Genomic DNA, 14,342 nt, shown 5'->3' with positions numbered 1-14,342 from the left:
CCCTTCCTTCCCTAAAGTGTTTTAGACAAATCGTGATCTAATCTTTCCAGAAATAATATCAATAATTGTCACCATTACAATAATACCAATTAATATAATACCAACCCGCTCCCAATCTCGAACACTTAAAGCAAATATTAATGGGGTACCAATTCCACCAGCTCCGATAATTCCTAACACAGTTGCTGCTCGAACATTTACTTCCAATCGGTACATAATAAAAGAAAAAAAGTTTGGCAGTACTTGGGGGATGATCGCATAAACGAATGTTTTTACTGGATTTGCTCCAGTTGCAGTTAAAGCTTCCTTGGCACTTAGATCGATCCCTTCAATACTTTCTGAAATTAACTTTCCAAGCATGCCGACTGCTCCGATGCCTAAAGCGAGAACTCCTGCAAACGGTCCAGGTCCTACTGCTTTAATAAATAACAAAGCAAGAACAATATCTGGAAAGACACGTATAAAACTTAAAATAAACTTGTTTGTCCCAATGATCGCTTTTGTTTGGACAATATTTGCAGCCGCCATAAAGGAAAAAGGTATACAGAGTACTGCAGCAATAAAAGTACCCAAGATCGCTATTGCTATTGTATCTAGTAAGCTCCTAAGCAAATCCTCTCCACCGGGATCATATATATAATCTACATCCGGGTGTATAAAACCAGAAAAAATTGACGAGATAACATTCAGCGATGTTTCCTTTATTTCGAATGCAGGCAAGCCAATAAACGCCCACCCATAAATACAAATGACAACTAAACCAATAAAAGCACGTTGCACTGCTTTATTTCGCTTTTCTACATTCATGTTAGTTTCCTCCTTATTTTTGAGCTCACGTAATCAATCAATAAAACAACGATTAACGTGTAGATAATAATGGAGGTTGTTTTTTCATAGTCCAAGAAACCTAGTGTTTTTTCATAATACAAGCCGATTCCACCAGCACCAACTAATCCTAACACGGCGGCAGCACGTATATTTATCTCAAAAGCATAAAGAAAAAATGACATAAAGGAAGCCATCACTTGGGGCACGACACCAAATACGATCCACTTTATTTTATTTGCACCAACGGCTGTCATTGCTTCCATTGGACCTGGATCAATCGACTCAATCGATTCATAAAATAGCTTAGCGATAATGCCGAGCGAAAAGAACATCAGAGCAAAGATCCCTGGAATCGGACCTATTCCAAAAACAGCTACAAATAAGGCGGCGATTAATAATTCAGGCAACGTTCGAATGAAATTAAGAATTAGGCGGGCTGGCACAGTGATCCATTTTGTATGAAATACATTTCTCGCTGCAAAAACAGATAGAATAAAAGCTAGTATCCCTCCTAAGGTCGTGCCCACAACCGCCATTCGTATCGTTTCTAAAATTGGCGAGGTTATAACCGTAAAATAACTCCAATCCGGCGGCACCATGCGAATTACTAGGTCAAACATTTCGGGAAGCCCTTTAACTAATTCGGAAAATGAAATCTCTATTTTCCAACTTCCGGCTATTAATAAAAATACAATAGTGACTGAAATAATAATGTATTTCCACTTTTTAGGCGTGAGTAGGCGATCAACAACTATTTTTCCATCCATATTCATTCGCCTGCGCTCCTCGGCATATCCACGTCTAAGCTTCGGGCATAAATAATATCGAATACATCATCCGTCGCTTCCTCTGCCGTACCATCAAAAACAACTTCTCCTTGCTTCATCCCTATAATTCTCGTTGCATATTTCCTTGCCAATTCAATTGAATGGAGATTAACGATCATCGTTATATCCAACTCTTGATTAATTCGACGTAGATCGTTCATTACTCGATTCGTTGTAAGTGGATCAAGCGAAGCAACCGGTTCATCTGCTAAAATAAATCGCGAGCCTTGAGCTAATGCTCGAGCGATCGAAACACGTTGTTGCTGGCCACCCGAAAGTTGATCGGCTCGAATGTACGCTTTTTCGGCAATATTGACCCGATGTAGCGCATCGATAGCTCGCTTTTTATCTTCCTTAGGAAACAACCCTAAAATCATACGAAACGTGGAATGATACCCAACTCGACCAGATAATACATTTCTTAGCACGGTAGAACGTTTGACGAGATTAAAGTTTTGAAAAATCATTCCGATATCGCGGCGTATTCGATACAATTCGTTTCCTTTCGCCTTCGTAATAGATTGATTATTAATTACGATATCTCCTTCACTTATTTCAATGAGTCGATTAATAGAGCGAAGCAATGTTGACTTACCTGCACCAGACAAGCCAACGATAACGACAAACTCTCCTTGCTCTATACGTAGATTTATATTATTTAACCCTCTCGTACCATTTGAATATACTTTGGAAACACGCTTCATTTCGATCAATTTTCTTTTCCCACTTTCTCTTGAAAATGCGCAAAAAGAGGCCAACATAATTGTCTATTTCGTCAGCCATCCTTTTACGAAACTTATTGAATTAGTTCGTGTTCGATCACTCTACTTCAGCACTTACTTTCTCCTCGTACTCTCGTACTATGTCAAAGTTACTATCCTCGGATTTCACATAGCCTTCATGTGAATAAATTTCCCGAATAATTTCACGACCTTCCTCGTCCTGACCGATAGCAATAAACGCATTCGTAATCGCTTGCTTCATTTCTTCATTTATTTCTGGACGTACAGCAATTGTGTCGTTCGGAATGCCTTCGGTAAATTGTAAAACACTTGTTTCATCAAATACATTTTCATAATCACCCGCTACAATATTTCGTGCATCCTGGAACGTCACCGCTACATCAATATCCTTATTTAATAGCGAGATAACTGCTTGGTCGTGCCCTTTTAACGTAACTGGATTTACATCATCCAGTGGGTGAACACCTGCTTCCATTAATGTAGCTGCTGGCCAAACAAATCCTGCAGATGAAGTTACGTTTTGATAGCCTATTTTCTTCCCTTTTAAATCTTCAATAGTTTGAATATCTGAATCTGCTCGGACGATAAACATTGATTTATAAAAATCAACAAGCTCTTCAGTCGGCGAACCATCATCGTTTACGCCATAGCGCTGCGCCTGTAAGATTACTTCGGCTGCTCCTTGTTCTTTAGCAAGCACATAAGCAGTAGGTGGTAAAAAGCCTACATCTACCTGTTCCGAGTCCATCGCTTCGATAATCGTATTATAATCTGTTGACACACTTACTTTAACGGGAATATCAAGCTCCGCACTAAGCAATTCTTCTAAAGGCTTTGCTTTTGCTTCTAACGTATCTGCGTTTTGTGAAGGAACAAATTGAACAGACAATTCCTCTATTTCAGATTTCGCCTCACCATTTCCACAAGCTGCGAGAATTCCCATTAACACTACAAGTGAAAGTAAACAACTTAACTTTTTCATCGATAATAAACCCCCATAATATAATTTTCATTCGTGCGCGTACATGGGTTATGTAATGGACCATTCATTTAACGCATAGAATTATTCGCTCCCATCTTTTTGACGTTGTTCTTGTACATACTTAAGTGTACCGTTCATTTGTTTACTCCCTGTTAATCACTTGTAAACGTATTGTTATTTATTCCGCCCTAATTTAAATTAAGCGCAACAAAAAGGCCTCGCCTATTAAAAAGACGAGAGCCATCCAAACTATGTTTTATAAATTTAGTTCGTATTTTCTTTATACGTAATATGTATGCCTACTTCCTCTAGCGCGTTCAGAAAGCGATTGAATCGCTCACCAGTTATTACTTGTTCGATTGCGAGAACGCCTTTTTCAGTAATTGCTCCTTCTGCTAGCCACTGAGCGAGCACAACCGCAGGCATCGCGGTCGTCTTTGCCATGGATGTAATATTTAACTCGTGATCAAAGTGATCAATCATTTCCCACTGATGCTTCGCTCGCCTGCCATCTTTCGTTCCCTCTACAATTACTCGCAATACAGTAATATCCTCTAACGAACTCCCTTTCAAGCTTGGCTCCAATATTTTACGCGAAAAGTCCCTTGGGCTTACTGCTTTACCATCTATTTCTACAGGTTCTTTATTTAAAAAACCTAATTCAGCAAGTACGTGCATCTTTTCCCAATGCCCTCGGTAACGTACCGTTTTTTCATACAGCTTATCGACTTTATCTTTAAGCGTATAGGCCGTACTATGAGCATCGGTAATAATCGCCTCACATTCTCCTACTGGCTCAGAGAAAGTTATTTTTTCAAGCCCAGAAAAGGGGGGGACTTCTACTCGTTCGCCCGCTTCAACCGCTACTGCTGGATTCATATACAAATTTAATAAGCTCTCCAGTCGAAAGACGACTTGATAATGCAGCGGAGGCAAGGGGTGACGAGGCAATCCACCGCAAAACAAAACGGCTTCCTCTGCATGATCAAGCAAATCAATGCCTCTTCTTGCGAGGATATTAACAATTCCCGGTGCAACGCCACAGCCTGGCATTAGTATGACACCAGCTTCCTCCGCCTGTTTATGAAGCTTTAACTTCGTAGAAAATCCCGCGCCAACGAGGTCAATTAAATGACAGTTCGTTCGGATTGCGGCCTTCGATGCAGCCATGCTTAACGAATGTGGCAAGCAGGAAACGACAATGTCTGCCCCTTGTATCGCTAGAGATATGCTTTCTTCCGATGATAAATCAGCAACTTCTCCAATTATCGCACAATCCTTCCTCAGCCGATGTATGTTATCTTCAATTGCATCTACAGCAGTTACAGTTGAAAACGCCCGATTATTTGCAAGCTCCTCCGCTACTGTTTTTCCGATCATCCCTAGCCCTAACACAACTGCATGCATGAATTGGCCCTCCTCGTAAATTACGTTTAGTTGTTCAGATTCACTTGATACATCGCCGCACGCCTATGTTTATGTATTTGTATCAATTTTTTTACATTTACGTTCACGGTAGTTCGTTACGCGTGATGCATTTTAATAAGGACCGTATCCAATTAGAACACTAATTACCATAAAGGATGCCCCTGCTAAAATCCACCAGAGCATGAGTGGCATTACCCACCTTACCCATTTTTCATACGGAATTTTAGCAATACTTAACCCTGCCATTAAGATAGCTGAAGTCGGAAACAGCGCGTTTGTGAAGCCATCCCCTAATTGATACGCTAGTACAACGCTTTGTCTCGACACCCCTAATAATTCACCAAGCGGAGCCATGATTGGGATCGTCGTAGCCGCTTGACCACTTCCGGACGGTACGAAAAAATTAAACAATACTTGGAAAAAATACATACCCGTTGCCGATAAATATCCCGGAAGCCACGATAACAATTGCGCCGAGCTGTGAATAATTGTATCCATAATTTGCCCATCATTTAAAACTACGACAATTGCACGTGCCAACCCTACAATTAGCGCGCCATATGTTAATTCCTTAGCGCCATCGATGAAATGATCTGCGAGCTCGCTCGGCGTATTTCCACCAATTAACCCAGAGAGGATTCCGACGGCTAAAAAGATTGCTGCCAAGTCCGTACTCGTGCTCCACCCATTGAATACACCATAAATGATTAATCCGAAACCAGCTGCTACTACGAGAAGAACTAATTTATGTCTTAACGTAAACGGTACATCTTCTATCGTTGCAGCGATTTCACTATCCTTTTCCAAGTCATAGACTAGACTATGATTCGGGTTCTTTTTTACCTTTTCGGAATAAGCAATAATATACCAAGATGCAATAGCAACAAGCGTCAGTTGAATAATTATTCGAAGTCCCAACCCTGAAAACAGCGGTAGGCCTGCGATTCCTTGAGCAACGCCTACTGTAAATGGGTTAAGAAATCCTCCAGAAAAGCCAGCCATTGCTCCAATAAAAACAATCGCCATACCTGTAATCGCATCCATACCGAGGCTTCTAGCCAACACGACACCCATTGGAATAAAAATTAGCGTAGATTCTGCCATCCCAAATGTTGCGCCACCTAATGAAAAAATGAGCAATGTAATTGGAATAAGCAGCTTTTCTTTATTTCTTAAACTTAGCACTAGCTTAGAAATCCCCGCTTCAATTGCTCCCGTTCGATTAATCATTCCAAACGATCCACCAATAATGAAAATAAGAAAGACAATCCAGCCAACCTCTCCCATTCCTGTTGGTATCGATGTAAATATTCCAGTAATCGGGACCGGTGATTGCTCTATCCTTTCATAGGAATCCGGATCGATAACAACGACCCCTGTATCTGGATTTTCTACACGTTCAAACTGACCTGCAGGGACGAAATACGTTGCGACCGTAACAACGACAATAATACTGAAAATCAACACAAATGTGTGCGGTATTTTCAATTTCAATGTATTCACTCCTTAAATTTCTATACTAATTGCTATGCTCGGTCAAACACGTTCATCGAATAGTAGATAACGCTTACATTTTCTTAAAAAAGAAGTATAATTATTTGTAGAACAAGATTGTTGTACAATTACAAGCAGTTTACAACATTGAATACACGGTGTCAAGAAGATTCAAACAATTTTAACTAGTTATTCAAATTATGTATAATCGTGTATAATGACTATAATTGTACTCTTAATATAAGTGGGTGATCATACATGAGAAAAAAACAATCGGTCGAGCAAACGGTATATGAAACCTTAAACGAGGCGATACTCTCTCGAGAACTAGCTCCCGGAAAACAGCTTGTAGAAACAGCCATTTCCTCACAATTAAATGTAAGTCGTACACCCGTCCGAAATGCAATAAGGAAGCTTGCTGTAAATGGATTAGTTAATATTTATCCAAACAGAGGTGCTTTTGTTGCAAGTCCAAGCAAAGAGGAGATCATCCAGGCGTTTGATCTTAGAAAAGATCTGGAAACAATGGCGGCAATAAAAGCATTACACCATTTAAATGAAAAAGAATTTAATCGAATGAGGCTCTTTTTACAAGAAGAAGAAGATGCTTTAAAAAAGAAAAGCCTTGTTGATTATTTAAATGCCAACAAAAAGTTTCATATGGTTATTGCGCAAAATTCCGGAAATAAGTTTCTAGCAGAGTTTATAGAACGGTTAATAAATCAAACAAATATTTATTTGATTTTGTACGATTCTTTCTTTGAAAACACAACGACACCTCCAGTTAGTCCTTTGGAACACCAAGAAATTTTACAGCTATTACAAGCGAAAAAGTCTACTGAACTCGAACAGAGCTTGCATCATCACTATAAGCATGCAATTGATAGCTTATCGATACATGAAAATGAATATAAAGAGATTCATGACTTATTTTAAATTGAGACTAAGGCACCCTTTTTCACTAATTGCACCATTAATGGGATTCGATTCCTACTTATTTTTGGTGAATGAAATAGGGTGCTTTCTGTTATCGTGGTGGCAAATGAAGCGATAATGCGCCATACATACCAGCTGTATTCCCTAGGGAAGCCGAATGTATATTAATCGGAAGAAAGCTTTCTAAAATAGAAGCCTTTACTTGGTCTGATATCATACTTACAATCCTTTCTTGCTCCATAATCCCTCCTCCCAAAATAATAGTAGAAGGGTTAAAAATATGAACGATCGATATAATACCTAGTACGATTTCCGACACCCAATTTTTTATGAGCAGCTGTACACGCTCATCGCCTTCCATATACTTTTCCATTATCGTTTTACCATTTGTAAGCTGAGGATCTATCTTTTCCGCTTGTTGCACGAGTGTAGTAGTGGAAGCATACTTTTCATAACAGCCTTGTAAGCCACAATTACAGCGATACCCGAACGGATGGGTTATCATATGGCCAAATTCCGCAGCAAATCCACTTCTTCCGTAGTAAATTTCTGAGTCATATACAATCGCTCCACCTATTCCTGTGCCATACGCCAAATAAATAAAATCTCCTACGTGCTTGCCTAGTCCAAAGTAACTTTCACCTAGTGCCGCTGCATTCACATCATTTTCTACCTGTACTGGAACTTGAAAGTAGTCCTCTAGCGTTCCTTTTAGTGAAAGACCCGATGAATTCGGTATATTTGCTGATTCATTCACGATAATACCGTTTTTTCGATCAATTTGACCTGGCACACAGACACCGATCCCAGTGATCCCGTCTATTTTTTTCAGCTTTTCGATTACGGTATTTAATATGTACTCGCCACCTTTATAACTTTCCGTTGCATACTCCGTTTGATGCTCCATTACCCCTTTTTCGTTGGCGACCCCTAACTTAACCGAAGTTCCACCAATATCTATCATCGCTATTTTCATATTATTCATCCTTAGCTCTCCATATTTACACATAGATTAATGGTAAATGACATTTTCGCGTTGTAGACTCCCTCCTTTACAAATGTATTACATACTTATTAGTTTAGAAGTTTTATAGAGGATTTTAAGATTGGTGTGAATTGGTGTGGTAATGTTGCATAATATTTTTAAGCTATACGCCTTATGCTTAGGCACAATTCTATCGCGCAAGCTATGAAAAAACAAGACCGTTTTAGTTAATAAATTGCTTCTATATTTAGTTAAGGCTTTTCAACTCGCACCCATAGCTCTCTATATTGTATGGCGAATTAAAAGCAGTCACTTTACGAAATGACTGCTCTTGCACGAAGATGAACGATATTTTACGTCCCACAAAAGGTTCGATACGGTGTGTCAGCGTTCGAAGCCTGCTGGTATGATGCCTTTTCTTCTGTATGCGCATACGGTGTAGATAATACATGTACGAGCTCTTTTACTACACGCGTATCTCCATGTTCAACTGCTGCGTTCAGCGCTTCTTCTACACGATGATTTCGTGGAATGACGGCTGGATTATTGCTTTGCATTAACGTATGAATTTCTTTATTTGAAGCTTGCTGCTTGTTCTTCCTTTTTTTCCAGCGTTGATGCCATTGCTTAAATTCCTTTTCATTATAAATTGAATGGTTGCCCCATTTGTCGTTCGTTAAGGCAATAAATGTATTCGTATAATCCGCCTTATGCTTTTTCATAAGGTCAAGTAAGTCACTAATGAGCTTTTCGTCTCCAGGCTCTTTATTTATTAGGCCGAGCTTTGAACGCATACCATTCTGCCAGTACTCTAAAAACCGATCATCATAGGAAGAGAGTACGTCTTGGGCAATTTTAATCGCTCTTTCTTTTTCTTTATGAAACAGCGGTAATAATGCTTCAGCAAATCGGGCTAAATTCCAGCCACCAATTGCAGGCTGATTTCCATATGCATATCTTCCCGTCTGATCAATAGAACTAAAAACAGTAGCTGGATCAAAAGCGTCCATAAATGCACAAGGGCCATAGTCAATCGATTCTCCGCTTATTGTCATATTATCCGTATTCATAACACCGTGCACAAAGCCAACGAGTTGCCATTTAGCAATTAGCGCCGCTTGTCCATCGATTACCTCTTTATACAGTTGTATATATCGGTTATCCACATTAAGCGCATTTGGATAATGGCGTTTGATGACATAATCTGCCAGGCACTGAAGTTCATCTAATGACCCCCATGCTGCAGCATACTGAAATGTACCAACTCGGATATGGCTTGACGCTGAACGCGTGAGGATTGCGCCAGGGAGTTCTTTTTCCCGCAAAATACTTTCTCCAGTAGAAACTACCGCCAAGCTCCGTGTCGTCGGAATGTGTAATGCATGAAGCGCTTCACTAATAATATATTCCCGCAACATCGGGCCAAGGGCTGCACGTCCATCACCACCACGAGAATAAGGGGTCCGTCCTGCGCCTTTCAATTGAATATCAACGCGATGTCCCTCTGGTGTAATTTGTTCACCGAGTAAAATAGCACGGCCGTCCCCCAGTCGTGTGAAATTTCCAAATTGGTGACCAGCATACGCTTGTGCAAGCGGCTTGGATTGTGGTGGTATCGCATTCCCGCTCAACCACTTCACCACTTCTTCTGCTTGAAAGGATGTACAGCTTAGTCCTAACTGCTCCGCTAATCCTTCATTAAATAGAACAATGGCAGGATCCTTGACAATGGTCGGATGAATATGTGCAAAAAACCGCTTAGGGAGCTTTGTATAACTGTTTTCCAAATTCCAACAGGTCGTTTTATTTTTGGACATACGATCACCTTCTTTTTTTAGGGTTTACGTACAGCTTTATTATCATTCCTTTTTTATGGTAATTATTTTCTCATACTACTAAAAAAGAAGTACATTTCCAAATTAGGATCGCCTTTTAAATTAAAAGGCAATACGCTTAAGATAAAAAAAGAATAGGATGCACCAAGAGAATACCACATCCCTCATTGATACACCCTTTACCCTTTAAAACCCAATTGTTTTCTACTCTGTGAGAAATGCATCGCATCGAGATTATAGAAGCACACTACGATAGATCGTATTATTGACTTAACAAATTAGGCAACCATAGCGTAAGTGCTGGGATAAACGCAACAACAATAACCATTGCCATTCCTACTGCAAAATAAGGCACTAAATCCTTAAGTGTATCCTCCATGCGAATTTTTGCAATTCGACAAGAAACAAATAGCGAAGTACCGACTGGAGGGGTGAATAAACCTACAGATAGTGTGCATAACATAATAATCGAAAAATGCATTGGGTCTATTCCCATTTCTGCAGTGATTGGATAAAAAATAGGTACAAAAATGAACAGGTTTGGTACTGTATCCAAGAACATTCCACCAAGTGTCATGACGAGAATAATTACTAACAATAATGCCCAATTCGGCAGTCCAAAACCAAGTAAAATATCGGAAATAAGTTTAGGCACTCCTTCATTAATAAGCACCCATGAAAAAATCATACTCGAACAAACGATAAACATGACAACTGTCGACGTATAAACCGTATCACGTAAAGCACGAGCAATTTGTCGAACATTAAGGGATCGATATACGAAAACAGAAATGACAAATGCATAAACGGCTGCCAATGCCGCCGCCTCGGTTGCAGTGGCAATGCCCATCGCAATGCTCAATACCAAAAAGATTGGTAAAACAATCGTTAATGACGCATTTAGCAGATTTTTTCCAATCTCCTTAAGTGTTGCTCTTTGCTCACGTGGATACTTACGCTTAATCGAAATCGTAATTGTAAGTACCAAGTAAGCAAGAGATATTAGGATTCCTGGAATCGCACCTGCCAAAAACATTTCTCCAACGGAAAGTTTGGATAACCAAGCAATAATAATGATCACACTACTCGGTGGAATGATAACACCGACAACGGACGCAGATGCGTTTAAAGCGGCGGAAAAAGATGCTGGATAACCCTTTTTTTTCATCTCAGGCATGAGCACGCCACCTACCGCGGCTGCATCTGCTGCTGCCGAACCGGATACCCCAGCCATACCCATATTAGTAACAACGGATACGGATGCTAATCCACCCGGTAGTGAACGAACTAGAGAGTTTGCTAAGTTAATAATACGCTTTGCCACTCCGCCATGTTCCATAATACTACCCATTAATATAAAAAACGGAATAGCTAAAAATGCGAATGATTGTGTACTCGTAAAGAATCTCTGAGTTACTATCTCCAAAGATATCCCTTCCACGATAATATAAAATAAAGCAGAGGCACCCATTGCAAATGCAATCGGAACACCTGCAAGCATTAATACGAATAAGCTAATAATCATTACCCAAATCAAAGTGCCTTGCCTCCTTCTTGTAAATCACCCTTACTCATAATCATTACTATTGTTTGATAAATGATGACGAGCGAAACTCCTGTAAAACTACAGCTAACAGACCAATATAACCACGATTTAGAAATACCTAGAAGCGGCATCGTATGATTTTGTACGGCACTCGCTAAACTAAAGCTAGATATTGTTATATATACTGAAAAAAACAACATAACAGCCTTTACAAAAAACGCCAAAATGACTTGAATAGGCTTAGGTAGTAACTTTGCAAAAAACTGAATATCTATATTTTCATTGTCATATGTAACATTAATCACTGCCAAAAATACAATCCATGGAAAGAGGAGCTCAACCAACTCATACGTAAAAGCAATTGGGACATCGAAGAAGTATCTGGCAATAACATTAAAAAACACGACTGCAGTAAGCAAGACCATGAGTGCACTGGTAAAAGCGATAACTACTTTTGCCAACAGCTCAAAAATGTCTTTAACTGACCGAATCTGAATCATCTTCATTTTTTGTCCTCATTTCTCTAGTAAAATAAATATTTATAGAATAACAACTTCCCTTCTAATTAACCGTGAGAAGGGAAGTTGTACACTTCTGGATATTAAAAGCTCTTCGCAAATTATTTACTTCTATATTCTTCTAAGAAGCTTTGTAGATCGTCTAAAACATCCTTGCCAATCTTATCTTCAAATTGCTGATAAACAGGTTGTACCGCTTGTTGGAAAGCAGCTTTGTCTGGATTTGTAACCTCTTTGAAGTCCCCTTCAATTTCGCCTAAAACCGCTGCTTCTGTTTCGGCTTCAAAGGCTCTTGCTGCTTCTGTTGCCTCATCCGCAGCTTTTTGAATTAATTCTTGTGTTTCGGAATCTAAACTATCCCAAAGCTCCTGGTTCATAATAAATGGCGCATGATAAAAGATAATATCCGTCATCGCTAGGTAGTCCTGAACCTCATGGAAGTTCGAATCTCTGATTGCTGTAAGTGGATTAAATTGACCATCAATTGCGCCTTGTTGTAAACCAAGATACACTTCTGTAAATGGCATTGTCGTCACTTGGCTACCTAAAGCTTCAAATGTTGCAATAGGTACAGGCTCATTTGGGCTACGAATGGAAGCACCTTTCATATCTTCCGGTCCATTAATCGGGCTTGCGTTTGTCGTTATTTGCGAAAATCCAATGCTAAACGTATTTAACATTTTAATTCCTTCTTCTGTTGAAGCTTTCTTCAATAAGTCACCATAGGACCCATCTAAAGCGGCATGTGCTTCGTCTGCACTTTCAAACATAAATGGTAAATCTGTTGCAGAGAATTCTGGCATTATTTCTGCTAACACTCCACTACTGGATAGTTGAAAATCTAAAGCACCTACTTGAACAGATTCGACCATTTCATTATCCGTACCTAACTGTTCATTCGGAAATAAATCTATAGTAATACGACCTTCGGATTCTTCTTCTAAGATCTCTTTAAACTTCTGAGCAGCTACACCTCTAATGGAATCTTCCACCGTGTTAAAGCCAACACTCCATTCATAGGATTCACCGGATGAATCCGAAGAACTCTTTTCATCTGACGCTTTGTCACCACATGCGGACAAAATTAATAGACCAAGTAATGCAAATACAAGTGTTCCTTTTGATAATAAAGATTTCATACTAATATACACCTTCCTTAATTAGTAAAACGTAATGTACTTCAAGTTTTCCGAACTAGATGATAGACTTAGAACGCATGTCAGCACACAAAATTGAATTAAAATATTATTGCGTTCTAGTTCTAAAAAACTAGAGTGTAAAGCTTAATTGGAAATAATTAACCATCTCTTGCAGTTCATAAGCATATGTCGCCTAGAAAATGAGGTTACTGCTAGAGATGTACATATGCATTGATCGCTAATTGTCACCTCCTTAAAGTTATCCAAAAAGTAAAGCAATACATATATAAAGCTACGTAGTATACAAAGGATCAATAAAAGCATACACGCACACGAAAAGGGCTATGTAGAACGTGTTTTCTTTTTCAATAAGCAAATCGTGTTTCGACAGTCGACAATCGACAAAACTTTTGGCAAACAGGTATAGGCTCCATTTTCCAAATCGCACCAGTGTAATGTGTGTAACCGTTTACTTGTGCGACAATGATTAAATGGTCAGCCTTTATAAGGTTAAGCTGCAGACGTTGTTGTGTTATCACACCATAGTGTTACGCTTTGGAAATGCACTATACTTGGAAGTTGCAATTTATTTCACAAGGGCTTTTAACGGTTGCCTAGCGTATGAACATTGGAGATAGTACGCATTAAAGAGATATACTTAAGTAGTTAATGGTCCGCACAAGGCAAATAGAGGATAAACCTTTCTGTAAAAGCTACGTAACATTCAGAATTTAATAATCATACTACCCTACCCAATAGATAATTACAAATGAAACCACAAAACAACCATTTTATCGTAATTACAACGATAAATCGCTTTCATAGAACCGTACGCCAACTTCAATATGTTTTAGTCTTTTGTATATATATACTTTATTGTCGTAACATATTTACATACATTCCATTAATAAATTTCCAGACCATTTTCCCATGTCATCTGACTTTATTATAGAGCAATTCTGTCTTTCGCTCAATCGACAAATTGTCTAAACAACTCTCTATTCTTACTTATTAATTGTATGAAGGAATCTACTCATTGCAGCAGCTGTCGACCTGATCCATACATTAGCCCTTTAATACA

At 39.2% G+C, this 14,342-nt stretch carries 12 protein-coding genes; 1 reads left to right on the top strand and 11 read right to left on the bottom strand.

Annotated elements, in window-relative coordinates; all coding sequences use genetic code 11:
* Nucleotides 1-21: 21 nt before the first annotated feature.
* The 6 genes from phnE (ACLIBH_RS08425) to ACLIBH_RS08400 form a co-directional block, all read right to left on the bottom strand.
* On the bottom strand, nt 22-807 hold the full coding sequence (gene phnE / locus ACLIBH_RS08425) for a phosphonate ABC transporter, permease protein PhnE (protein WP_439316264.1): 786 nt from the start codon (nt 805-807) through the stop codon (nt 22-24).
* Complete coding sequence (phnE, locus tag ACLIBH_RS08420) at nt 804-1,601, bottom strand: phosphonate ABC transporter, permease protein PhnE (protein WP_439316263.1); 798 nt, start codon at nt 1,599-1,601, stop codon at nt 804-806. The genes phnE (ACLIBH_RS08425) and phnE (ACLIBH_RS08420) overlap by 4 nt, the downstream gene beginning before the upstream one ends.
* Nucleotides 1,598-2,368, bottom strand: coding sequence for a phosphonate ABC transporter ATP-binding protein (phnC, locus tag ACLIBH_RS08415; RefSeq protein ID WP_439316262.1), 771 nt, complete (start codon nt 2,366-2,368; stop codon nt 1,598-1,600). The genes phnE (ACLIBH_RS08420) and phnC overlap by 4 nt, the downstream gene beginning before the upstream one ends.
* Nucleotides 2,369-2,474: 106 nt before the next feature.
* The gene (locus tag ACLIBH_RS08410) at nt 2,475-3,380 is read right to left on the bottom strand and encodes a phosphate/phosphite/phosphonate ABC transporter substrate-binding protein (protein ID WP_439316261.1); all 906 of its coding nucleotides are present in this window, start codon (nt 3,378-3,380) and stop codon (nt 2,475-2,477) included.
* A gap of 264 nt (nt 3,381-3,644) precedes the next feature.
* Nucleotides 3,645-4,787, bottom strand: coding sequence for a saccharopine dehydrogenase family protein (locus ACLIBH_RS08405; RefSeq protein WP_439316260.1), 1,143 nt, complete (start codon nt 4,785-4,787; stop codon nt 3,645-3,647).
* A gap of 132 nt (nt 4,788-4,919) precedes the next feature.
* Nucleotides 4,920-6,302 (bottom strand): YfcC family protein, encoded by a 1,383-nt coding sequence (locus ACLIBH_RS08400; RefSeq protein WP_439316259.1) that lies wholly within the window; start codon nt 6,300-6,302, stop codon nt 4,920-4,922.
* A gap of 258 nt (nt 6,303-6,560) precedes the next feature.
* Here ACLIBH_RS08400 and ACLIBH_RS08395 point away from each other — a divergent pair, with 258 nt between their 5' ends.
* Nucleotides 6,561-7,238 (top strand): GntR family transcriptional regulator, encoded by a 678-nt coding sequence (locus ACLIBH_RS08395; protein ID WP_439316258.1) that lies wholly within the window; start codon nt 6,561-6,563, stop codon nt 7,236-7,238.
* A gap of 91 nt (nt 7,239-7,329) precedes the next feature.
* On the opposite strand, the gene ACLIBH_RS08390 is transcribed toward ACLIBH_RS08395, so the two are convergent.
* From ACLIBH_RS08390 to ACLIBH_RS08370, 5 genes are all read right to left on the bottom strand, one after another.
* A complete protein-coding gene (locus tag ACLIBH_RS08390; protein WP_439316257.1) occupies nt 7,330-8,223 on the bottom strand; it encodes an ROK family protein in 894 nt (297 codons plus the stop codon).
* 353 nt (nt 8,224-8,576) lie between these two features.
* On the bottom strand, nt 8,577-10,040 hold the full coding sequence (locus ACLIBH_RS08385; protein WP_439316256.1) for a protein adenylyltransferase SelO: 1,464 nt from the start codon (nt 10,038-10,040) through the stop codon (nt 8,577-8,579).
* Nucleotides 10,041-10,320: 280 nt separating this feature from the next.
* A complete protein-coding gene (locus ACLIBH_RS08380; protein WP_439316255.1) occupies nt 10,321-11,595 on the bottom strand; it encodes a TRAP transporter large permease in 1,275 nt (424 codons plus the stop codon).
* Nucleotides 11,592-12,110, bottom strand: coding sequence for a TRAP transporter small permease (locus tag ACLIBH_RS08375; RefSeq protein ID WP_439316254.1), 519 nt, complete (start codon nt 12,108-12,110; stop codon nt 11,592-11,594). Before ACLIBH_RS08375 ends, ACLIBH_RS08380 begins: the two co-directional genes overlap by 4 nt.
* 113 nt (nt 12,111-12,223) lie before the next feature.
* Nucleotides 12,224-13,261 carry a TRAP transporter substrate-binding protein gene (locus ACLIBH_RS08370; RefSeq protein WP_439316253.1) on the bottom strand — a complete coding sequence of 346 codons (1,038 nt, stop codon included), beginning with the start codon at nt 13,259-13,261 and terminating at the stop codon, nt 12,224-12,226.
* Nucleotides 13,262-14,342: the final 1,081 nt, after the last annotated feature.

The sequence above is a fragment of the Virgibacillus sp. W0430 genome, assembly GCF_051846935.1.
GTDB lineage: Bacteria > Bacillota > Bacilli > Bacillales > Amphibacillaceae > JBPYCR01.
This window is presented reverse-complemented; position numbering and strand designations above follow the sequence as displayed.